The sequence below is a fragment of the uncultured Chloroflexus sp. genome (assembly GCF_937951745.1).
Classification (GTDB): domain Bacteria; phylum Chloroflexota; class Chloroflexia; order Chloroflexales; family Chloroflexaceae; genus Chloroflexus.
The window spans coordinates 13,920-34,422 of the sequence record NZ_CALFBQ010000005.1; the positions used below are offsets into that span (position 1 = coordinate 13,920).

18 protein-coding genes are annotated in these 20,503 nt (G+C 59.0%); 7 read left to right on the forward strand and 11 right to left on the reverse strand.

Going from position 1 to position 20,503, the window contains the following annotated elements; translation table 11 throughout:
- The first annotated feature begins 93 nt into the window (after positions 1–93).
- The 3 genes from Q1A59_RS01835 to Q1A59_RS01845 are packed head-to-tail and all read left to right on the forward strand — an operon-like array spanning position 94 to position 2,714.
- On the forward strand, positions 94–1,521 hold the full coding sequence (locus Q1A59_RS01835; protein ID WP_298482510.1) for a protein kinase domain-containing protein: 1,428 nt from the start codon (positions 94–96) through the stop codon (positions 1,519–1,521).
- Positions 1,522–1,549: 28 nt separating this feature from the next.
- The gene (locus Q1A59_RS01840) at positions 1,550–2,149 is read left to right on the forward strand and encodes a GNAT family N-acetyltransferase (protein ID WP_298404104.1); all 600 of its coding nucleotides are present in this window, start codon (positions 1,550–1,552) and stop codon (positions 2,147–2,149) included.
- Between the two features lie 10 nt (positions 2,150–2,159).
- A complete protein-coding gene (locus Q1A59_RS01845; RefSeq protein ID WP_298404106.1) occupies positions 2,160–2,714 on the forward strand; it encodes a hypothetical protein in 555 nt (184 codons plus the stop codon).
- 7 nt (positions 2,715–2,721) lie between these two features.
- On the opposite strand, the gene Q1A59_RS01850 is transcribed toward Q1A59_RS01845, so the two are convergent.
- The 3 genes from Q1A59_RS01850 to gatA form a co-directional block, all read right to left on the reverse strand.
- On the reverse strand, positions 2,722–3,204 hold the full coding sequence (locus Q1A59_RS01850; RefSeq protein WP_298404108.1) for a Fur family transcriptional regulator: 483 nt from the start codon (positions 3,202–3,204) through the stop codon (positions 2,722–2,724).
- A 162-nt stretch (positions 3,205–3,366) separates the two neighbouring features.
- Entirely contained in the window at positions 3,367–3,612 is a 246-nt protein-coding gene (rpsR, locus tag Q1A59_RS01855) for a 30S ribosomal protein S18 (protein WP_066787774.1), read from the reverse strand.
- A 103-nt stretch (positions 3,613–3,715) separates the two neighbouring features.
- Positions 3,716–5,176 carry an Asp-tRNA(Asn)/Glu-tRNA(Gln) amidotransferase subunit GatA gene (gene gatA, locus Q1A59_RS01860; protein ID WP_298404111.1) on the reverse strand — a complete coding sequence of 487 codons (1,461 nt, stop codon included), beginning with the start codon at positions 5,174–5,176 and terminating at the stop codon, positions 3,716–3,718.
- Between the two features lie 25 nt (positions 5,177–5,201).
- On the opposite strand from gatA, the gene Q1A59_RS01865 reads away from it, so the two are divergent.
- Positions 5,202–7,928 carry a clostripain-related cysteine peptidase gene (locus tag Q1A59_RS01865; protein ID WP_299643589.1) on the forward strand — a complete coding sequence of 909 codons (2,727 nt, stop codon included), beginning with the start codon at positions 5,202–5,204 and terminating at the stop codon, positions 7,926–7,928.
- A gap of 201 nt (positions 7,929–8,129) precedes the next feature.
- Here Q1A59_RS01865 and Q1A59_RS01870 read toward each other — a convergent pair whose 3' ends face one another.
- The 4 genes from Q1A59_RS01870 to Q1A59_RS01885 form a co-directional block, all read right to left on the reverse strand.
- On the reverse strand, positions 8,130–10,025 hold the full coding sequence (locus Q1A59_RS01870; protein ID WP_298404116.1) for an ABC transporter ATP-binding protein: 1,896 nt from the start codon (positions 10,023–10,025) through the stop codon (positions 8,130–8,132).
- Positions 10,022–11,947 carry an ABC transporter ATP-binding protein gene (locus Q1A59_RS01875; protein WP_298404119.1) on the reverse strand — a complete coding sequence of 642 codons (1,926 nt, stop codon included), beginning with the start codon at positions 11,945–11,947 and terminating at the stop codon, positions 10,022–10,024. The genes Q1A59_RS01870 and Q1A59_RS01875 overlap by 4 nt, the downstream gene beginning before the upstream one ends.
- 69 nt (positions 11,948–12,016) lie before the next feature.
- Positions 12,017–12,448, reverse strand: a complete 432-nt coding sequence (locus Q1A59_RS01880; protein WP_298404122.1) for a MarR family winged helix-turn-helix transcriptional regulator — start codon at positions 12,446–12,448, stop codon at positions 12,017–12,019.
- A 173-nt stretch (positions 12,449–12,621) separates the two neighbouring features.
- Positions 12,622–14,664 (reverse strand): S9 family peptidase, encoded by a 2,043-nt coding sequence (locus tag Q1A59_RS01885; protein WP_299643593.1) that lies wholly within the window; start codon positions 14,662–14,664, stop codon positions 12,622–12,624.
- 234 nt (positions 14,665–14,898) lie between these two features.
- On the opposite strand from Q1A59_RS01885, the gene Q1A59_RS01890 reads away from it, so the two are divergent.
- Together Q1A59_RS01890 and Q1A59_RS01895 are read left to right on the forward strand one after the other, a co-directional pair.
- A complete protein-coding gene (locus tag Q1A59_RS01890) occupies positions 14,899–15,609 on the forward strand; it encodes a helix-turn-helix transcriptional regulator (RefSeq protein ID WP_298404128.1) in 711 nt (236 codons plus the stop codon).
- 79 nt (positions 15,610–15,688) lie between these two features.
- Positions 15,689–16,822: a glycosyltransferase family 1 protein gene (locus Q1A59_RS01895; RefSeq protein WP_298404131.1), complete on the forward strand. Its 1,134-nt coding sequence runs from the start codon at positions 15,689–15,691 to the stop codon at positions 16,820–16,822.
- Positions 16,823–16,836: 14 nt separating this feature from the next.
- Here Q1A59_RS01895 and Q1A59_RS01900 read toward each other — a convergent pair whose 3' ends face one another.
- Together Q1A59_RS01900 and Q1A59_RS01905 are read right to left on the reverse strand one after the other, a co-directional pair.
- Positions 16,837–17,400, reverse strand: coding sequence for an SH3 domain-containing protein (locus tag Q1A59_RS01900; RefSeq protein ID WP_298404133.1), 564 nt, complete (start codon positions 17,398–17,400; stop codon positions 16,837–16,839).
- A gap of 12 nt (positions 17,401–17,412) precedes the next feature.
- On the reverse strand, positions 17,413–18,297 hold the full coding sequence (locus tag Q1A59_RS01905; protein WP_298404135.1) for a GNAT family N-acetyltransferase: 885 nt from the start codon (positions 18,295–18,297) through the stop codon (positions 17,413–17,415).
- A 55-nt stretch (positions 18,298–18,352) separates the two neighbouring features.
- Between Q1A59_RS01905 and Q1A59_RS01910 the strand changes: the two genes are divergently transcribed.
- Positions 18,353–18,880, forward strand: a complete 528-nt coding sequence (locus Q1A59_RS01910) for a dual specificity protein phosphatase (RefSeq protein ID WP_298404137.1) — start codon at positions 18,353–18,355, stop codon at positions 18,878–18,880.
- Here the strand turns inward: Q1A59_RS01910 and Q1A59_RS01915 are convergent.
- Both Q1A59_RS01915 and udk read right to left on the reverse strand, forming a co-directional pair.
- Positions 18,858–19,775, reverse strand: a complete 918-nt coding sequence (locus Q1A59_RS01915; RefSeq protein ID WP_298404140.1) for a DUF2156 domain-containing protein — start codon at positions 19,773–19,775, stop codon at positions 18,858–18,860. The two genes, Q1A59_RS01910 and Q1A59_RS01915, sit on opposite strands and share 23 nt — an antisense overlap.
- 71 nt (positions 19,776–19,846) lie before the next feature.
- The gene (gene udk, locus Q1A59_RS01920; protein WP_298404254.1) at positions 19,847–20,476 is read right to left on the reverse strand and encodes a uridine kinase; all 630 of its coding nucleotides are present in this window, start codon (positions 20,474–20,476) and stop codon (positions 19,847–19,849) included.
- Between the last annotated feature and the right edge of the window lie 27 nt (positions 20,477–20,503).

The window sequence follows — 20,503 nt, forward strand, 5'->3', positions numbered from 1 at the left end:
TGGTAAGAGAATATAATCTGGCTGGCGCAACTACAATGAGGTGATGATGCCTGCTAGGATACTGGGTGTACGCCGTTTTGATGGATCAATCACATGACCGCTCCTGAAGCGACAAAGCAACCAGTCCTCTTTGGCCGGTATCGTGTTCACGAAGCGCTTGGTGAGTCACGGTTGGCTGCTGTCTACAAGGCGACTGACTTACGTCTGCAACGGACGGTCTTGATCCATCTGTTGCGCAAAGAATTGCGCGACAATCCGCGTAAACGCGCGCAGTTTCTGGCCGAGGCAGCCCAGAGTGCGCGCCGATCGCATCCGGTGTTGCTTGAAGTGTTTGATAGCGGTGAGAGTGGTGACCGGCCCTTTGTGATCACCGAAGCGGTGGAGGGCCGGCCTTTGTTTGGCATCGGCGCATTGAGCGTGGCGCAAGCACTCTTGATCGTGCGGCAAGTGGCCGAAGCAATCGCGCTCTGCCAGCGCCACCGTTCGGCTGAATTGCCGCTCGGTCTTGCCCATCCGCCGATTAGCAGCGCCAACCTCTTGTTAGTTGGCGATGGGCAGGTCAAGTTAGTGGACGGTTGGTTCTTTGCGCCAACGATGATCCCAGCCGATCTGGCTCATTATCGCGCGCCCGAACTCAGTGCCGGCCAGCCGCCGCAGCTTTCCAGCGCGGTATACGCTTTAGGCATTTTGCTCTTTGAGCTGATCACCGGCCAACGCCCGATTCACGGCGACGATGCGCAGGCCACCGCGTTGGCTCATCTTACCCAGTCGGTGCCGCCTCTAGCCCGCATCCGTCCAACGATGTACCTGCCATCGGTGGAACGGCTGATCGCACAGGCGACTGCTCGTGATCCGGCCCAGCGCTTCCCTGATGCGCAAGCGTTGGCATTGGCGATTAACGATCTCTGGCGCGAGTTGACGGTGCAGACCCGCCGGTTAGTGGTGCAACCGGCAGCCACTGCTCGTCCTCCTATCGATAGTGGAGCGCAGCGCCAGCCGGTAACGCCGCCGGCAGCTCCTTATCTCCGCCCGGCGCCAACTCATCCATACGATCTTCGCAGCCGGATGAGCCGCGTGCTGACCAATTCGTTTGACATCGACCAGTTTCGTCGGTATAACTTGAGCCGGAGCCTGATGGGTTGGCTGGTTATGGTCACGCTCTTGCTGATAGTGGCCGGGGGTTCATTTTGGGCGGTAACATGGGCGATTGGGCGGTTTGGTTGGGGTGATGCGCCGCGCTTGCCCGATCTGCCGGCGTGGTCGTTGCCTGAGCTGAGTTGGCCGGGCAATGCCGCTCCTGAGCTTTATGTGGTCAATATTGCCGAAGGGTTGAATCTCCGGTCGGCGCCAAACGCCCAACCTGACAATATTGTTACTGTTGTGCCAAATGGGGTTGTGGTGCGCAAACTGGAAGGGCCGGTGATGGCCGATAATATCCCGTGGCTCAAAGTGCAGTTGGAGTTGAATGGCCAGACCATCGAGGGCTGGATGTCGCTCAACTATTTACGTCCGCAACCGTAGGAGAGAGATGGTGGCAGAGGAAGCGGAAATGCGTGAATTGCTCGGCGAGCGGGTTCGCATTCGGCCATGGCGGCGAGCCGATACGCTGATGCAAGAGCGCTGGCCACGCTATAGCGAACCGTTCAGCTCACTGTGGAATATTCCGCGACCATACCAACCCGGTCAAGATGATAGTCATTGGACGGGCACCACTGAGGCGTGGGCGATTGATCTGAAGTCAGGCCAACTTATCGGGCGCATCTCGTTGCGCGAGATCGACCGGCAGTGGCAGTCGGCCCGGTTAGGGATTTCGTTGGCCCAGCCGTATGTAGGGCAGGGTTTAGGCGGTGAGGCGTTGCGCCTCTTTCTTGCCTACTATTTCGGTTCGCTCGGTTATCAGCGGATGGTGCTCGATGTTGCTGCTTTTAATCTGCGCGCGGTGCGTTGCTATCAACGGCTCGGTTTTGTCGGCGTAGGCAGCGAATGGCGGCGCATTGGTAATGAACCGGTGCTCCGCTTATTGGATGATCACCAGTATCAACACCTGCGCCCCCATTTTCGGCGCAACCGGTTTGATGCGCAGGTCGAATTTTACGAGATGGAACTCACGCGCGAGGCATGGCTAGCCGCGGGTGGCTCGTTGATATAGGGGGAAGATAATGTCACTTATCGCCGGAAATCTTGCTATCGTCCAACGCCTGCTCGACGGCGATCAGATGGCATGGGCCGTGATCGGTGGCGCGGCTGCTCATTTATACGGTGATCGGCGTCCGCTCAACGATGTGGATATTCTAGTGCAGCGGGGCGCGTTGCCGCGGATTATCCAATTATTGCAACAATCGCACAAAGCGGTGCAATCAGATGGTTCGCGGGTGATCTGGCGCGGGATCAAGTTATTCGAAGATTTAACGGTGCGTTGCGGTGCTGCCAGCCATCCCTTCTGGCTCGACGAACCGATGCAGCACCACCGCCGCCGGATGCCATTACTCGGCGCGCAAGTCTATGTCGCTGCGCCGGAAGATATTGTGGCCCACAAACTGCTGTTGCAGCGCGGGCCAGAGCAAGGGAAGCACGATATCAATGATGTTGCCGGGATCATCCGGCGCTGTCAACTCGACGTAACCTACCTTGCAGCGCGGCTCAAAACAATGGGCGCGCTTGACATTGTTCGCCCCCATTTAAGCAAGTTTGGGGTAGTGTTGCCATCGTCGTAACGGTATGCTACGACGATGAAGCTTTCGTTTGGCATTGCGCACAGCGGCCAAACAATTGCAGCAAATGCCCCTCGACGCTAAAGCCGGTCTCTTTGGCAACACGGGCTAGCATCTGTTCTAGATCACAGCCTTCAAAACTGATAACCGCGCCGCATTGCGTGCAGACCAGATGATGAAGATGGCCGGGATGGCAGGGTACGTAACCTTCTTCACCGACCGAGCCATGGATACGGGCAAGCCAACCGCTGGCGTGCAGTTGCTCGATCGTGCGATAGACGGTTGCCCGCCCCGGTGCCTCGTTGTGAGTGCAGAGATCGGCGTAGAGTTGCTCGGCGCTGAACGGAGCGCAGTACGATACGATCGTCTCGATCACGCGGAGGCGGGGTCCGGTGATGCGAAGGCCACTGCGTTGCCATGCGGCGCGCACACCGCTTAACCAAGCTTGGGTGTCGATTGGTGGTTGCAGCGATGGAGAGATAGAGGCTGCCATAAGCTACTTCCCGTCTAGTCAACGTGCGAGGGTAGAGCAGCGTATGAGCCGCTTCAACCCTCGCACGTCATCCGTACCGTTTCTAGCACTAATCGCTCAGCGCGTATGCGCTGGTGCTGCCGCGCAACGCGATACTACTATCGCGTTGATCCGACTAATCGCTTAGCGCGTATGCGCCGGCGCTGCCGGCAACAGCGCCAGATGGCGCGCGCGCTTGATAGCAACTGCCAACCGGCGTTGCATCTTGGCCGACACGCCGGTACGGCGCCGCGGCAGGATCTTGCCCTGCGCAGTCAGATACTTCTGCAGACGCTTGACATCTTTATAGTCGGGCACAATACCCAACTTGGTAAACTCACACTCGCGGCGGCGCGCTCGTGGCCGCCCAACCCCTCGCGAACGGCTCATTGATGATGTCTCTCCTTAAATAATCCAATACTGACCGGTCGAGTTTTTATAAACCGCCTTTTAGTATACCACAATCTGCGGGTATGTAGTGCAAGGAATGCGCTTATGCCAACGCTGGCCGGCGAGTATGCCAATCGGTGATGCGTTGATACGCATCGCCAACTCGCAGTAACGTGGTTTCGTCAAATGGCTTCCCGATCAATTGCAGACCTACTGGCAATCCGTCGCTAAAACCGCACGGTACAACCAGCGCCGGTACGCCGGCGAGGTTAATTGGCAAGGTGCAAACGTCGCTGAGATACATCGCTAGTGGATCGTTGATCTTTTGGCCAATGGGGAAGGCCACCGTAGGCGAGGTGGGTGTGGCCAAGAGATCTACCTCGGCAAACACCTGATCGAAATCGCGCTTGATCAAGGTGCGCACTTGTTGCGCACGCCGGTAGTAGGCATCGTAGTAGCCGGCTGAGAGCGCATAGGTGCCGAGCATGATCCGCCGGCGCACTTCGGGGCCAAACCCTTGCCCGCGCGTCTGCTCGATCTGCTCCCACATTGTTTCACCCTCGGCGCGGAAGCCGTAGCGCACGCCGTCGAATCGGGCCAAATTGGCACTAGCCTCGGCGGGGGCGATGATGTAGTATGTAGGCAAAGCATATTTAGTGTGCGGCAGCGACACCTCGACCAATGTCGCACCTTGTTCGCGCAGCGCCTCGATAGCTGCGCGGGTGGCGGCTTCTACTCCCGGTTCCATACCCTCCACGAAGTATTCGCGGGGAATCCCGATCCGCAGCCCGCGCAGATCGCCGGTCAACGCTGCTGTGTAATCAGGGATGGGCAGGGGAGCGCTCGTACCGTCACGCGGATCGTGGCCTGCAATCACGTTCATGATCATAGCCAGATCCGTCACTGTCCACGCCATTGGCCCGATCTGATCGAGCGATGAGCCGTAGGCGATCAGACCATACCGGCTGACCCGGCCATACGTCGGTTTGAGGCCGCTGATACCGCACAAGGCCGCCGGTTGCCGGATCGAGCCGCCGGTGTCGGTACCGAGCGTGGCCGGTACTTGGCCGGCGGCGACTGCCGCCGCGCTGCCGCCGCTACTGCCACCCGGCACCCGGCTGGTGTCCCACGGGTTGGTGGTGATCTGGTAAGCGCTGTTTTCAGTGCTGGAACCCATAGCAAACTCATCGCAGTTGAGTTTGCCGATCAGCACTGCGCCGCCGGCAAGCAGCCGCTCGATGACAGTGGCGTTGTAGGGTGGGCGAAAGCCGGCCAAGATGCGCGAACCGGCAGTTGTCGGCACGCCGTTGGTGCAGATGACATCTTTGATCCCGATTGGGATGCCGTCGAGCGGGCCGAGTGGCTGGCCTTTTCGCCGCCGTTCATCAGCAGCGCGTGCCGCGGCAAGGGCGGTGTCGGGGGTAAGATGCAGGAAGGCGCGAATCTGTGGTTCGGTAGCGTTGATCCGCGCGAGATAAGCTTCGGTGAGTTCTACCGCTGTGATCTCGCCGGCTGCCAATGCAGCTTGAGCGGTACTTACGGTAAGATGAGAGACTTCGGTCATATCGCCTCCAGCGGAGTTGTGGCGCATGGTCGCTTTATTGTACCAGACTTCAGTGCAGCGTTTGACGGTGAGGCAGCGCCTGATCGCGCTGTTGCTCTGCGTTGGATTCCTCATCGGTCTCATCCCACCGCAGATCGAGGCGGTCTATGATCCACCGCCTGAGCTGGCTAATTTGATGCTCTGCACCGATGCGCTGGCCGATCCGGCGATCAGCCTTGGGCCATCAGAATCGCCTTGGCGTGCGATACGCAGTCAGGTGAACTTTACCACCGAGGTCGCACAGGTCTTTTCGCCGCCGCAAGCGATCTTCCTGATCGAAGATGACGATGGCGATAGCGATGGCAGTGTTGATGTCGATGCTTTTGGCCAAACCTTCACCGTACCGGCGACTGCCGAGCAGATCATTGGTTCGCTGCGGTACCGGATACCACCCGGCGCATTGGGGCCGAACGATACGGTGACGCTATCGCTGAACTTGCCTAATGACCCGACTCCATCGGGTCGCATTTTCGCCGTCGATCTATCGCTGAGTGGAAGGGCTGACGGTATTTGGCGCAGCTTTACATGGGCTGCTACGGATATTGCGCCATTAGCTAAGGAGGGCGCGGCGCAATTGGTCATTACGTTGCGCGGTGTAAATGATGGCACGGCGATTAACATCTCCTTTGATAACATTGAAGCACAGGTGTGTGCGCGCACCGTCGCAACGCTCAGCGGGCGGGTGACGCAGCGCAATCGCACAGCATCTGCTCTGAACGATACGCATGTGTTACTGCTGCGTTACGATGGCAACAGGCGGCAGGTGGTCGCAACGGCTCAAGTCACGCCAGCGGAAGATGGCTTTCGTTATCAGTTCAGCGTGCCGCCGTTGCCTGCCGGTGCTGCCTATCAAGTTTGGTTTGCCAATCAGCCACTTGCTCCGGCCCGTGATGATCGCCGGCTGGGGGTGCTGGCTGGGCCGGTCATTACCACCCTTACTGCTGGGCAAGAAGTGTCCAATCTCGATCTTGAGCTGAGCACCGTGCGGTTGGTCGATCCACCACCCAATGCTACAGTGGTGTTGGCCGATGACTCTCCGGTGCGGTTGGAAATTGAGCCACGTGGGATCGAGGGTGAAACCTACCAGATTTGTCTGTATGATCCGGCGCTGCTCGTGTCCGAAACGGGCTTGCCTTCCCAGTTGTGCAGCCCGGTTTTGACTGCGACTGAGCCTTTTTTTGACCTTGTTCCAGCCAGTTTTGCTACATTCCGGCTTCGCTACGGCTATCCGTATCGTTGGTATGCCATCGTGCGTGATCCGCGCGGCACCGCCGCCCATCCAGCCTATGGCTATAGCTTTGCTGAGCATACGATTACCTTCTTGCCGGCGCCACGCACGTTACCTACCCAACCGGCCAACGATGAAGGCTGGCCGGCAGATGCAGCGCCGGCTAGTTGGACGGTGCTGATCTACGTGGCTGCGGATAATGCGCTTGGTGATCTAGCGCGGATGAGCGCGGTGGCGCAGCCAGCCTTTGAGCTGGCGCGGTTAAAGGCATTGGCGGCATCCTATCCGAATATCTCGATTGTGACCTTCTACGATGGATATGGCAACACTGGCGGGGAGATCTGTGCTCTGCGCGGAAGTGCTGTGGATTGCCGGCAGCAACTCGAACCCAACAGCGCTGACCCGGCGACGTTGCGCGAGTTTGTTGCGAAAGGTTTACAGAAGTTCCCGGCCAGTCGCACGATGCTGGTGCTGGTGGGGCCGGCTCATCCGGCGTTGGGGTTTGGGAGCGATGAGACGACGGCCAACCAACTGGCGATGAGCATCGCTGATGTGGGATCGGCGCTCACTGCTGCTACCAATGCGAGCGGTAAACGGATCAATCTTGTGCTGATGCAAGCGCCGTTGACGGCTAATCTTACCACAGCCTTGGCCTTGGCCCCTGCCGCCGATTATCTGGTCGCGCCACCCGGCCAGATCTGGCGCACGCCATGGTTGCGTCAGGTGTTGAACCGGCTGGCCGCGACCGATGGCAATGATCCGCGCGCGGTGGCGAGTGATGTGCCGGTGCTGTATGCGGCGGCGTCACGTGCCGATGGAGTATTGCGCGAGTATGCGCTGGCCGCGTTCGATCTTGCGCACGCCAGTGCGGTGCAAACGGCACGTGATGCGCTAGCTGCCGAGCTTGCGCGGGTGTTGAATGAACGTGGTACTGTCATCCAGCAAGCATTAGGTGAGGTGCGCGCGGCCAGTACTATCTACGACTCGTCGGGCAATGGCTTGGCCGATATGATGCGTGATACGATCGGCGACCGGTATTATGTGCCGGAAGATGCCTTCCTCGATCTCGGTGATTTCACAGCAGCTTTGGCCTCTGCTCCCGCTTTGCAAGCCAGCGCATTAGCCCCTGTGCTGACGGCAAATGCGGCGCTGACGGCTGTGCTTGGCGGTTCGACACCCTTCGTGATCAACGCCCGCCGGCAAGCATCTGGCGTCCCCGGTGTGTCTACGTTGCCTCCCGGCGGCGGTTTGGCTGAGTTCTTCCCCCACCACTCGCTGTTTGGATCCCAGCCGCTTTACGTTGAACGCTTGCTCTACCGCGGCCAAACCGATGCGTGGAGCCGTTTTCTGCGCCGTTATCTCACCGTTGATCGGCCTGTCGGGGTGGGAGGGGTGACGGCTGCGCCTGCTGGTGGCACAGGGTTGCCACTGATTGCCGGGTTCCCGATTGCCTACGATCGGTATCTGCCGATTGTGATCCGGTGATTGGTTGGGTACGATGCGGCCGGTCGTGGTCAACTGGTTGTTGTTGCTTGGGGGTGACCTGTTGTCGTTGCAAGGGCGCTTCTGCTTGGGCGAGAGTGGACGCTGAGGGCTTGTTACTGTGCTCGCAGGAGATTGCTGCACCGCGCGCGGACAGAGCGTTGCTCTACCCGCGCGCGGCGCGTGATGATTGCTACTCCTACTCTACCCCACCCGGGCCGGTTCCACGTCTGCACCTTCACCAGCGGTGAATTGCTGCCGGTACAGCTCGTAATACGCGCCGCGCTGGGCCAATAGCTCGTAATGGCTGCCGCGCTCGACAATCTGACCGTCTTTGACCATTAGCACCAGATCGGCGTTGCGGATGGTGCTGAGCCGGTGGGCAATCACGAAACTTGTGCGTCCGACCAGCATCTGGTCAAAGGCGCGCTGGATGATCCGCTCGGTACGAGTATCGACGCTGCTGGTCGCTTCGTCGAGGATTAAGATGCGTGGATTGGCCAGTGCGGCGCGGGCAATCGCTATCAATTGGCGTTGGCCTTGGCTGAGACCAGTACCTCGTTCGCCGAGCATCGTCTGGTAGCCGTCGGGCAACCGCTCGATGAATTCGTGCGCGCCAACCAGTTTGGCCACCGCGATGACCTCCTCGTCGCTGGCCTCGAGCCGGCCATAGCGGATGTTGTTCAGCACGGTATCGGCAAACAGGAAGGTGTCTTGCAGCACGATTCCGATCTGCGAACGCAGGCTAGCGGACGTCACCTCGCGCACGTCGTAGCCGTCAATCGTGACGCTGCCCGCGCTTACGTCGTAGAAACGCGGGATCAGGTTGACCAGCGTCGTCTTGCCGGCGCCGGTTGGCCCAACGATAGCAATCGTCTGGCCCGGCTCAGCCACGAAGCTCACGTCGCGCAATACCGGCTGGCCCGGTTTGTATTCGGCCCAGACGTGATCGAATACGACCCGGCCTTTAATCGGAGGCAGCGGGCGGGCGTTGTCTGCATCAACCAGATCGGGCTGTACGTCGAGCAGGCCAAAAATGCGCTCGCCGCCGGCAATCGCGTTCTGCACGTTTGTCCAAAGGGTAGCGATCTGTTGGATGGGCTGGTTAAAGCGTTGTACATATTGGATAAACGCAAAAATGGTGCCGAGCGAGATGATTGCCGTACCGAAGAGGGGGGTGTTGCGCAGTGCGCTGAGCGCACCCACCACAACCACAATTGCGATCGCGACATAGCCTAACGCTTCCAGCACCGGGTTAAGCGCGCTGGTGAAGCTGGCGGCGCGAATATTGGCATCACGGTTCGCGGCATTCGCTCGTTCGAATTGGGCAATACTCTCGGCTTCGCGGTTGAACGCCTGCACCTCGCGCGCGCCGGCGATGCTCTCTTGCAGACCGGCATTGACGTTCCCCATCTGCTGGCGGCTGGTGCGAAACGCGCGCCGGGCTTGGGTTGAGAAGTAAAACGTCGCGAGGATCATAAACGGCACGACGCTCAGGCTGATCAGGGCGTAGGGTAGATTGCTCTGCACCATCGCATTGATCGTCAGCCCGATTTGCAAGAGGCCGTTGACAACGCTCAACAAGGCAAAGCTGAGTGTCTGCTGGATGGTGTCGGTATCGCTGGTGATGCGGCTCATAACGTTGCCGGCCTCGTTGCGAGAGAAATAGCCAAGCGAGAGCCGGTGGATATGAGCGAAGACATCTTCGCGAATCTGGCGCAAAGCGCGCTGGCCAGTCCAGTTCATACTAAAGAAGGCCAACCCTTGCAGGAAAGCGCCGCCGATGAAGAGTACCAATAACCAGCCGGTTAAGCCGGCTAACCCTCCCATCCGGTCGGTGATAGTCGCGGTGGGATTGACGTTCGTGTACCAGCAGGCATCGGCGCGCGGGAAGAGGTAACAGTCCACCGCTTGCCCGATCAGTTCAGGTGCTATCACCTGCAACTGGGCGCTAGCCGTGATAAAGATCAGCGTTAGCGCTACTGCAAACCAATAGGGCCGGAAATAGGGCCAGAAGCGAGCGATCGTCGCCAATACATTCTTTGGCTTTTGCACCTCGGTATTGAGCATGCGGCTAGGGCCGCCAAATCCTCCCATCATAGCGTGGATGCTCCTTCGCCAAGCTGGCCGTTTGGTGACGGCAAGGGGGCGTCTTCGATCAACTGGGAAGCGTAGATTTCGGCATAGATCGGGCTGTTTTCTAGCAGATCGGCGTGGGTGCCGCTGGCGACCAAACGCCCTTTATCGAGCACGAGGATCAGATCGGCATTGCGCACCGTACTGATCCGCTGGGCAATCACAAAGCTGGTGCGCCCGCGCATGAGCCGATCAAGGGCGCGCTGGATCAGTGCCTCAGTCGCGACATCCACATTGCTGGTGCTGTCGTCGAGGATGAGCAAGCGCGGATTGAGCAGCAGCGCGCGGGCAATAGCAATGCGTTGTTTCTGACCACCCGATAGTGTCGTGCCCCGCTCGCCAACCCGTGTCTGGTAGCCGTCGGGAAAACTCATGATAAAGTCGTGCGCCGCCGCCGCTTTCGCCGCCGCGATCACCTCTTCGTCGCTGGCGTCAGGGCGGCCAAAGGCGATATTTTCGCGAATCGTGCCGCTAAACAAGTTCGTCTCTTGCAACACAATCCCGATCTGGCTGCGCAGGCTGTCAATCGTCACCTCGCGCACATCGTAGCCGTCGATCAGTACTGCCCCCTCGCTCACATCGTAGAAGCGCGGGATCAGATTGATGATCGAAGTTTTGCCGCTGCCAGTGGCGCCGAGCAGAGCCACAGTTTGACCCGGTTCAACTACAAAGCTGACATCTTGCAACACCGGTGCGCTGCTGTTGAAGTAGCGGAAGGTGACATTGCGGAACTCGACCCGCCCTTGCAAGGGCGGTAAGACGATCGCATTCGGGCGTTCGACAATTTCGCTTTCGGTATCGAGCACCTCGAAAATGCGGGCCGCCGACGCGCCGGCTTGCGCCAGCAGCGCGATGATAAAACCGAGCTGGCCGAGCGGGAAGAAGACGTACACCAGATAGAGGCTAAACTTCTGGTACTGGCCCAACTCTAGCGTGCCATTGAGGATCTGCTGGCCGCCAAAGTAGAGGATCGCCGCTTGGCCGAGCTGGGCAATCAGAAACACCACCGGGAACAGAAAGGCGAAGATGCGGTTGACCTTGATCTGCTGTTCCATCAGCGCCGTTGCCGCTCGATCGAACCGTTGCTCTTCGTAAGGTTCGCGGGTAAACGCTTTGACCACCTTAATCCCGGCGACATTCTCTTGCAAAATCGTGTTGAGCCGGGCCAGTCGCGCCTGTACTTCCCCGAACAACGGTTGGCTCAGGCGGCCAAAGACGACAAAGACGGCCAGTGCAATCGGCAGGATCGGCAAGATCACTAGCGTCAGTTGCCAGTTCGTAAATGCGAGCACGATCAGCGCGCCGGTGAGGAGCAAAAACGATTGGGCGACCAACACCAACCCCTGCGCAACAAAGGTGCGCACCCGCTCGACATCGTCGGTAGCACGCACCATGAGCTGCCCAGTCTGGTTGCGGTCGTAGAAGCTGAACGACATGCGCTGGATCTTGCTAAAGATTGCGTTGCGCAGGTCGAAGGCCAACCCGTGCGATGTTTGTTCAGCCATAAACGATTGCAAAAACGAAAAGACGCCGCGCATCACGGCGAAGACTAAAATCAGCAAGGCCGCGTTAATCACCAAACCTTCAGCGTTGTTGGCATCGCGCTGCAATTGCTCGATGGTAAGGCCGAGTTGTGCGGCCGCGGCAGCCTGAAATGCCGCCGGCACTTCGGTGAGGATGCGGGTAGCGGTGATGCTGCGCGTGACCGCATCGATCATGTTCTGCACCAATTGCGGCACGGCCAGTTGTGCCAGCGTCGCGATCACCAACGCGCTGTAGGCGATCATCACGGTGCGGCGTTGCTTACCGAGATAGCGAATGGCGCGGATCAGCGCGCCGGGATTGGGCCGATTGGTCGGTAGTTGGGCGGCACGATTAGCTTGCATAGACGTTTCCTGCTGGCATGGTTGCTGAATCCTCTCACTTTCGGTGAAGGAGGCGAGTCGTTGGTCGGGTCAGGTGCGCATCGCGCGCTCTAGCAAATCGAGAAAGAGCTGCTGTTCGGCATGGCTTAAGCCGGCCAACAACCGCGCCATGTGCCCTAGCCGTTCCGTTTCAAGATCGCGATGGAGTTTGCACCCGGCCTCGCTCAGGGCCAGCAGCGTGATCCGGCTGTCGTCGGGATGCGGACGGCGTTCGACCAAGCCGTTCTGCACCAGCCGGCGGCTGAGGGCGGTCAACGACGGTGGCGTAATCCCGAGCGCCTCGGCTAATTCGCGCATCGACAGCTCGCGATCAGGCGCTAACAAACCGAGCAAGCGCATATGCGACATCGACAATCCCCACTCGCCGAGCTGCTGGAAGAGGGGACTACGCGGTTGATTGGCCCGCATGCAGTCGATCAATTGGATCAGGCGCTGGGCATTGGCGATGGTGATTTGATCCATAGGTCAAAACAATTAGTTAGACAAACTAAGGGTATGATACGGCGGAAATGATTGCTGTGTCAAATGAGAAATGGAGGAAAGGGCACAGCGCTGCTATACCTGTACAGGAGAGCGCGGGGCGGTTGGTAGAGCCGCACCGACGTGCGTCTCCACGATCATAACGTGACCGGTATCTATGATTCCCGCCGGCAATACCGGTCAAACCATTCCAACGTCCGCCGCATGTGGTCGGCGCGGTGGCGCGGTTCACCGCTGCGGGTCAGTTCATGGCCTTCGCGCGGGTAGCGCACCAGTTCCACCACCTTCTTTTGGCGGCGGAGGATGGCGAAGAGCTGTTCAGCCTCGCTGATCGGCACACGGTAGTCGAGCTCGCTGTGCAAGAGCAGCAGCGGTGTTTGAATCTTGTGAGCATGCGCCAATGGGGAATGATCCCACAATTCTTCATACAGCTCCCATGGGTAGCCACCGAACTCGATCTCGATCAGCTCGTGCGCATCACTGGTACTGTGCTGGGTCAGCAGATTGTAGACGCCGCGCGCAGCGACGGCACAGGCAAAGCGATCGTCGTGGCCGATTAGCCATGCCGTCATATAGCCGCCATACGAACCGCCAGTGACGGCGATGCGGTCGGGGTCGATAGAGCCGCGAACGACGAGGGTGTCAATCCCGGCCAAAATATCAGGTGCGTCAGCTTCACCCCAATTGCCGCGGATGGCATCTCGCCAGAGTTCGCCGTAACCCTCGCTGCCGCGCGGGTTGCAGAAGAAGACCACATACCCCCGCGCCGCCGCTGTTTGCCATTCGTGCCACATCGAACGAAAGCCCGGCCCCCACATCACATGCGGCCCGCCGTGGATATAGACCGCCAATGGATAGCGGTGGGTCGGATCGAAATCGGGCGGGTGCAGCACCCAGCCTTGCACTTCGCTGCCGTCAGGCGCAAGGTAGAGCAATTCCTCGATCGGCATGATGATCCGTTGGCTGAGGAGCCGGTCGTTGATTGCCGTCAACCGGCGCTCGTGACCATCGGCGCTGCGGAAGTAGAGATCGCACGGATTGGCAGGGCTGCCGGCGACAAATGCGATACTGCCATCACGCCCCACATCAAATTCGCTGACGATGCGCGGCCTGCCTACCAGCGTCATTCCATTGCGGTAGGTCGGCGTGCCCGGTAACCCGATCTGGTAGACGTGGGCATCGCCGCGCCAACCGGCGCTAAACAACACGCCTTGCCCGTCAGGTTGCCAGTGGAATTGCGCTATATTCAGGTCAGTATGCGCGGTGAGATCGTGCGGTTCGCCTCCCTCAGCGGGAACGATCGCTACCCGCCGGCCTTCACCGAGCAGTCGTGCCTCATTCAGGCGCAAAAAGGCAATTTGGCTGCCATCGGGCGAGGGTTGTGGGTCAAGGTACGAAAAGCCGGGGCTGGTCAGCGCCTGCGGCAACGATCCATCAAGCGGAATGCGCATCACATCATAATAGGCAAAGAGCGAGTCGGCTTCAGGGTCGCGAGTCGCAGTGCTAAGGAGCGCATCGCCAGCGGGCATCCAGACCGGTGCGCTGTAGTGGAGATCGCCGGACGTCAGGCGGCGCGGAGTAGCCGGTGTGTCTTCGTCGCCGATCTCAATCACATAAATATGCCGCCGGCGATCATCGAAATAAGTCGTGCCGCTGCGGTACGGCAACTTCGTCACCACCCGTGGATCATTGCGCAGCTCCTCGTCGTGCTGGCGCTGCTCACGCGCGCGACGGGCCTCCCACGCATCAGTCGGCGGCGGCGGCAGTTCACCGCTATCTTCTCGTGCTTGCTCTTCGGCGTTCACTGATGAAAGGAACGCGATCCATCGTCCGTCCGGGCTCCACGCTGGATCGCTGGCGCCGTTGGGCATACTGGTGACTTGGCGGGCCTCGCCGCCATCAACCGGTATAACGTAAATCTGGCCCCGCTCATCGTCGCGGTCTGAGACGAATGCCAACCACTTACTATCGGGACTCCAGCGCGGCTGGCGATCCTGCTTGCCGCGCGTAAACCGGCGCAGCGGCCCGCCAGCGGTTGGAACCACCACGATCTGGCGGCGATAGCCATTGTTTACCCGATCGACAGTAACCCATATAGCTGCTGCCATACGTCCATCAGGGCTAAGGCGCGGGTCTTCCAGCCATCCCAGCTCGTAGAGGTCGTCGATCGTAAAGCGACTAGGGGTTGGGGTTGTCATGAGCGGTCCTGCAATTATGAAACCGGTGTCAATTGCTTGCTATTGTAACACACTTCTCTAATCATGTCACTTTGATATTTTTGTCAGAAATTATCAAATGACCATAACATAAACCTTGACATTTTAGCGACATCCAACTATAATCTTACAATAGCGAGTGTAATTAAAGAGGTTTTCACAATTTCTTGTGTAATCATAGGATGAGAACTGCTGATAACGAAAGGATTGCCTCCGGTGAGCACGTCCGATCAAAAGACGCCGCTTTCGGTGCTCTTATTCCATGCCGCGATGCAACGGCGAACATCGCTGGTCGATTTTGCTAGGATGTTGGGTCTCAGTGTGGCTACTTTACGCTCATACCTGTTTGAAGCAGGCGCACGTTCACGGATGCGTAGCAAAACCGTTGAGCAAATGGCGGAAGTCTTGAATATGCCCGCTAGTGAAGTCCGTGAACGTTCTGAATTATTGCCTTACGCCGGGCAAACCTTCGGTGCGTGGTTGAAAGAGCAGATACAAGGCCGGTTCACGCGCGCGAGCCTCTGTACCGCTACCAAGATCAGCGACAGTGCGATGAAAAACTATATCAACGGCCAAACCACGCCCGACCCCGATAACGCGATGAAACTCGCCGAAGTGTTGGGCGCTGATTCGCTGGAAGTGGCTCGACTTATCATTGCGACTGAATTGAGCCAGCGTGGCGTTGTGTTGCCGCCGGCGCCGAGCCATGAGCCGGTGAGCGCTGCCTCTTCGGCAGCAGTTAACTCTGCGCCGGCTTCTGCGCCGGCCAATGCGGTGGCCACGCCGGTGGTTGATACGATGACCGACGAGGCAGTGATTAATGCGTACACCGAGCAGCGCCTGCTCAATCTGTGGCGGCGCTTGCATCCTCAAGGTCGTCGCGCGACGTTAACCTATATCGCGTCGTTGCTGGCTGAAGGGATCTAGGGGGATGGGTGTAAGGTCAGGTGTTAGGGTGGGTTTCAAACCAGCCCTAATAGCCTGATCACACTTTGTTTCTATTTCTATGTCCCCGCTTCGCATCGGTTTTGATGCTCGCTATGCCAGCGACCACTTCCCCGGCATTGGCCGTTATATCACCGCGCTCTTGCCAGCTTTAAGCGAACATTGTGCGCCTCATCGGTTGTTGGTGTTGGTCAATGCCGGGCAAGCATTACCGCCGCTATCCAATGCTGTCACCGAATACATCACCGTGCGGAGCGGCCCTTTTGCGCTGGGTCAGCAGCTTGAGATACCGTTGTTGGCGCGCCGGTTGCGTCTCGATCTCTTGCATTCGCCCTACATTGTCAAACCGTATCTGCTGCCCTGCCCCTCGGTGGTAACTATCTATGATGTCTTGCCGTTGCGCTACCCGCACACGCTGAGCTCACGTGGGCGGCGTTTCTACCGCTGGTCATTGCGGCTCGCTGCCCAGAGTGCGCGCAAGCTGATTACCATCTCGACGGTTTCGCGTGATGATTTGGCCTTTCATCTCCGCATTCCGCGCGACCAGATCGCAGTGACGCCACTGGCCGCAGCGCCGGTTTTTGCTCCGCAGCCGGTTGATGAGATTACCGAGGTGCGGATGCGCTACGCTTTGCCGCGTCACTATGTGTTGTACGTCGGCTCGAACAAGCCGCACAAGAATATTGATCGCCTTGTGCGCGCATGGGAACGGGTCCTGCCTGAGTTGCCGGCGGCATTTGCCGATGCAGTGCTGGTGATTGCCGGCAAATTTGACCGGCGCTATCCGCTGCCAATGGCGATTGCCGCTGAACGCGGCTTAAGCGACCGGGTCACAGGGTTGGCGAATGTTGCCGAAGCCGATCTGCCAGCACTCTACAGCGGGGCCTTGTTGTTTGTGTTTCCCTCGTCGTATGAAGGCTTTGGCTTGCCGCCGCTTGAAGCTATGGCGTGCGGCGTCCCGGTGGTTTGCGCTTACGCCGGCAGCTTACCAGAGGTGGTTGATGAAGCTGCACTAACGGTTGATCCGCACAGTATGCACGAGATCGCCGAGGGTATTTTGCGCGTACTCCGCTCGCGCGATCTGCGTGAATTGCTGCGCCAGCGCGGGTTGCGCCGGGCGGCGCTATTCTCATGGCGCGCGACGGCGCAAGCAACGCTGGCAGTGTACGAGCAGGCAGCAGCCAGTGCGCGGTAATCTATTGTCAGTTCCTACGGTTCGGGCACGCTTAGCAGCAAGGCATTCACCCACCCCTCTGTGCCGGCGCTCACCCGTTCGAGAACGCAGTTGCCTACGGTTTCTACCACGCGCAACCGGTACCAACGGTTGGCGCCGTTGGTCACCTGCTCTTCTAGCAACACCACCCGATCTCCCACACACACTTGCCCTATCACCGTTTCAGCGGCAACGCGCGGTTCACGCCGGATATTGCCGCCGTTAATGACGCGCGCGCGACCAATGATCGACTCTGGCGTCGGTGTAGGTGTTGCGGTTGCCGTTGGCGCTGGCGTTGCTGTAACCGCTGGGATGGCGCTCTGTGTGGCTGCTTGCTGAGCGGTTGCCCGCGCCTCACGAGTTTGCAGCGCGATTTGGGTTTGGCGGGCAATGGCTCGGTTCGTTTCCAGTTGGTCGCTGATAAAGGGCGTGATCCCGATCAGACCAACGATGATCATCCCAATCACAAGCGCTGCAATGAGAGCGCTGAGCGGGCCACGCCGGCGTTGGCGGCGTTCAAACAGCCGATTCCAGTCGCGCGGATCGGTTTTCGGTGGCACGGTTCTCCCTCTCTACAACCAGCGGCATAGCACCGGCTGGCGTTCACCGGTAGGCGTAAAGCCAAACCAGCGATACAGCCGCTGGGCATGGTGGTTGTACGCTTGTGTGTTGAGAGTGAGCAACCCGGCGCCGGTTTCAGCCGCGTAGGCGACGAATTCGGCCAGTAATCGTACACCGATGCCGCGTCCGCGCACATTAGGATCGACCGCGATCCGCACCAAGTGTACCAATCGGCCGCCAAAATGGCTGGTGGCATAACTGTATCCCGCGATCTGGCCGTTGAGTTCAGCTACCACGAAAAACGACCCATCGGCGATGGCCGGCGCGAGAATGCTTTCGTCTTTGACCCATTGCGGTTCAAAGCAACGCACGTCGAGTTGCAGCACTTCGGCTAGATCAACGGCTTGGACAGGGCGAACTTGCACATCGCTATTGCCATGGGCGGGAATTTCCCAGTCGCGTTTTTCATAGACGACGACATCCGTTTGATGGTAGTAACCGGCTTGCTCTAGCAGCGGGCACAGCCACTGATCCGACTGATCATCGCCGGCATAATAGAGGGAGGTAATTGCCTGTTTGCGAGCGAGCTGTTCGAGTGCAGGCGCGACTCGCGCTAATGCTTCGCGAGGTTGGAGCCGTTCGCTCACTGCGAATGCACGCAGCCAGGCAATATGATGAATAGGTCGGCCAAGCATTGCCGCCGCCAACACCTCGCGTTCAAGCTGCATGACAACTGCTCGCCCTTCTTCCACCGCGTTGTAAAGTTCGCTGCCGGCGGCGGCGGAAAAGCGGCGGCTGGCGGCGTTGAAGAGATGGCTGACCGCTGTGACGTCGGCCGGCTGGCTTGGCCGGACAATCGCTGCGCTGAGATCAACTGGTTTGCGAAACGGCCACATACTTGTGCTACCATACACATAGAGGTCTGAAATTGTATTGTACCAGAGAAGCGTAATGATCAACCGGGTGCGCCAGTATTTTTCCACGCAGTGGCAACGATTCTTTGGCCTGAACATTACCCCGATTACGCCGATGCTGTTTGTCGGCGGGCAATTTCATCCGCAGCAGTGGCCGGCAATTTACGCGCTAGGGGTACGCGCAGTCCTTTCGTTGCAAGCCGAACGGGCTGACGTGTTTAGAGGGCCGTTGCCCACGCGCAGTTTGCGCCTCTTAGTGCCGGATTTTCATCCGCCAACCATTGAGCAACTCGATGAAGGGGTGCATTTTATAGCCCATGCCATTGGCGATGGTCTGCCGGTCTTCGTCCATTGCCATGCAGGCGTAGGCCGGGCGCCGCTGATGGCGGCAGCCTATCTGATGGCGCGCCATGGGCTAGAGCATCGCGCAGCGCTGGCAACATTGCGCATCGCGCGCCCCATTATTCGCCCTAATCGCCGGCAACTAGGGCGCTTGCGCGAGTATGAGCGGCTCTTACGCCAGCGCCACCACAGTAGTCGCGCTACGCCGCCTGCCGGCGATTGAGACCGCTGGCAGCTAGCTCCAAGCATCCCGATACGGTAAAGAGATCAACGAGCGCCAACAACGGCAGGCGTGGCCGGGCGCAAAGGTAGACGGGGCGCCAGTGAGGCGCAAACTTAGCTTTAAATCGGTACAGGCCATCAGCATCATACACGGCGGCCATTTGCCTGCCGGCGAGTGTAATGAGCCATTCGAGCGGGCGCAAATTGGTCTCAAGATGGCGGAAGGGCGCTTCATTGAGACTGAGAGTCTGGCAGCCTTCGCTGCGAAGTTGATGGCCGGCTGTGGCAAAGATTGCTTCCATGACCCCCGATGGCGCGTGTGGCCGGCGTAGCATCAATTCGGTGACCGCGGCAGTGGGAGAGGGCTGGGTAAGCAATACCGCGCCTTGCCAGTGCCCATCGTGGTCGATGAAGACAAACAGGCGCGTTTCCGGTTCAAACGTTGTGCGAAAGAGATAGCGAAGCTGCGGACGCTGGCCGTGACGCGCTTCGCGGGCCAGCCAGCGCAACCGGGCAACAGCGGTTGGGCTCCACGGGATTTCATGGACGCTGCCAAAGCGGGCGGCGGCGCGCGCCATTTTGCGCACAGAGCGCCGCTGCAAGCTCTCGCCAGCGAGATCGATCACGCCTTCTATGCCAACCCGCACTGTTTCCCAGCCGGCGCGGGCCAACCGTTGCGCTAACCCTGCCGGGCAGCCGCGCAACAGTAGGCGGGCATGCTGGCCGTGCTCATGGTGAAGGGTGCTGAAATGGCCGTTCGCCGGCACAGTGGCGTAAGCCAGCCACGTAAAGCCAGACAACGGCAACCGCACCCGTTGGACGCGCGGTGTAGCAAGGGCGGCGCGCGTCCAGCTTAGTGGCAGCTCATCGCTTTCAGACAGCAGGCTCAACGGCATAGTGGCTCGTAACCGGCGCTAGGATGATCGAATTGCTCTCGTATGTAGTTTGCGCTTGGTTGCAAATTGCGTCAAGCATTTGCTTGCAAGGCAGCTTCGATCCGCGCCACGACCATATCAATTGCGATCGGATTGCGTCCGCCACCGGGGAAAATCACATCGGCGTACCGCTTCGTCGGTTCGACAAACTCGAGATGCATTGGGCGTACCGTCGCCAGATATTGCTCAATCACCGAATCAACCGAACGTCCGCGCTCGGCAATATCCCGGCGCAGCCGGCGGATGAAGCGAAGGTCGGAGTCAGTATCGACAAACAGTTTGATATGCATCCGGCGGCGCAACACCGGTTCGTAAAAGATTAAGATGCCTTCGACCAAGATAACTGGACGCGGTTCGATCCGCTCGGTTTGCGGCAGGCGTACATAGGTGGCATAGTCATAGGTCGGCAGATCGATCGCTTGTCCAGTGCACAGGGCATCGAGATGGGCAACTAACAGATCATTGTCGAGCGCATTAGGATGATCAAAATTGAATTTAGCCCGTTCGGCGAGTGGCAGATGGCTAAGGTCTTTGTAGTAACGATCGTGATCGATGTGAGCAATGCGGTCGGCGCCGACTCGTTGCAAAATCGCCTGTGCAACACTCGTTTTGCCGCTGGCGCTGCCGCCGGCGACGCCGATAATGATGGGGTTGGTATTTATCATACAAACATCAAAAAAAGAGCATCA

Excerpts from the sequence above, each read along its gene's own strand:
- Q1A59_RS01835 (WP_298482510.1), top strand. The coding sequence starts at position 94 with ATGACCGCTCCTGAAGCGACAAAGCAACCAGTCCTCTTTGGCCGGTAT.
- Q1A59_RS01840 (WP_298404104.1), top strand. The coding sequence starts at position 1,550 with ATGCGTGAATTGCTCGGCGAGCGGGTTCGCATTCGGCCATGGCGGCGA.
- Q1A59_RS01845 (WP_298404106.1), top strand. The coding sequence starts at position 2,160 with ATGTCACTTATCGCCGGAAATCTTGCTATCGTCCAACGCCTGCTCGAC.
- Q1A59_RS01850 (WP_298404108.1), bottom strand. The coding sequence starts at position 3,204 with ATGGCAGCCTCTATCTCTCCATCGCTGCAACCACCAATCGACACCCAA.
- rpsR (WP_066787774.1), bottom strand. The coding sequence starts at position 3,612 with ATGAGCCGTTCGCGAGGGGTTGGGCGGCCACGAGCGCGCCGCCGCGAG.
- gatA (WP_298404111.1), bottom strand. The coding sequence starts at position 5,176 with ATGACCGAAGTCTCTCATCTTACCGTAAGTACCGCTCAAGCTGCATTG.
- Q1A59_RS01865 (WP_299643589.1), top strand. The coding sequence starts at position 5,202 with ATGGTCGCTTTATTGTACCAGACTTCAGTGCAGCGTTTGACGGTGAGG.
- Q1A59_RS01870 (WP_298404116.1), bottom strand. The coding sequence starts at position 10,025 with ATGATGGGAGGATTTGGCGGCCCTAGCCGCATGCTCAATACCGAGGTG.
- Q1A59_RS01875 (WP_298404119.1), bottom strand. The coding sequence starts at position 11,947 with ATGCAAGCTAATCGTGCCGCCCAACTACCGACCAATCGGCCCAATCCC.
- Q1A59_RS01880 (WP_298404122.1), bottom strand. The coding sequence starts at position 12,448 with ATGGATCAAATCACCATCGCCAATGCCCAGCGCCTGATCCAATTGATC.
- Q1A59_RS01885 (WP_299643593.1), bottom strand. The coding sequence starts at position 14,664 with ATGACAACCCCAACCCCTAGTCGCTTTACGATCGACGACCTCTACGAG.
- Q1A59_RS01895 (WP_298404131.1), top strand. The coding sequence starts at position 15,689 with ATGTCCCCGCTTCGCATCGGTTTTGATGCTCGCTATGCCAGCGACCAC.
- Q1A59_RS01905 (WP_298404135.1), bottom strand. The coding sequence starts at position 18,297 with ATGTGGCCGTTTCGCAAACCAGTTGATCTCAGCGCAGCGATTGTCCGG.
- Q1A59_RS01910 (WP_298404137.1), top strand. The coding sequence starts at position 18,353 with ATGATCAACCGGGTGCGCCAGTATTTTTCCACGCAGTGGCAACGATTC.
- Q1A59_RS01915 (WP_298404140.1), bottom strand. The coding sequence starts at position 19,775 with ATGCCGTTGAGCCTGCTGTCTGAAAGCGATGAGCTGCCACTAAGCTGG.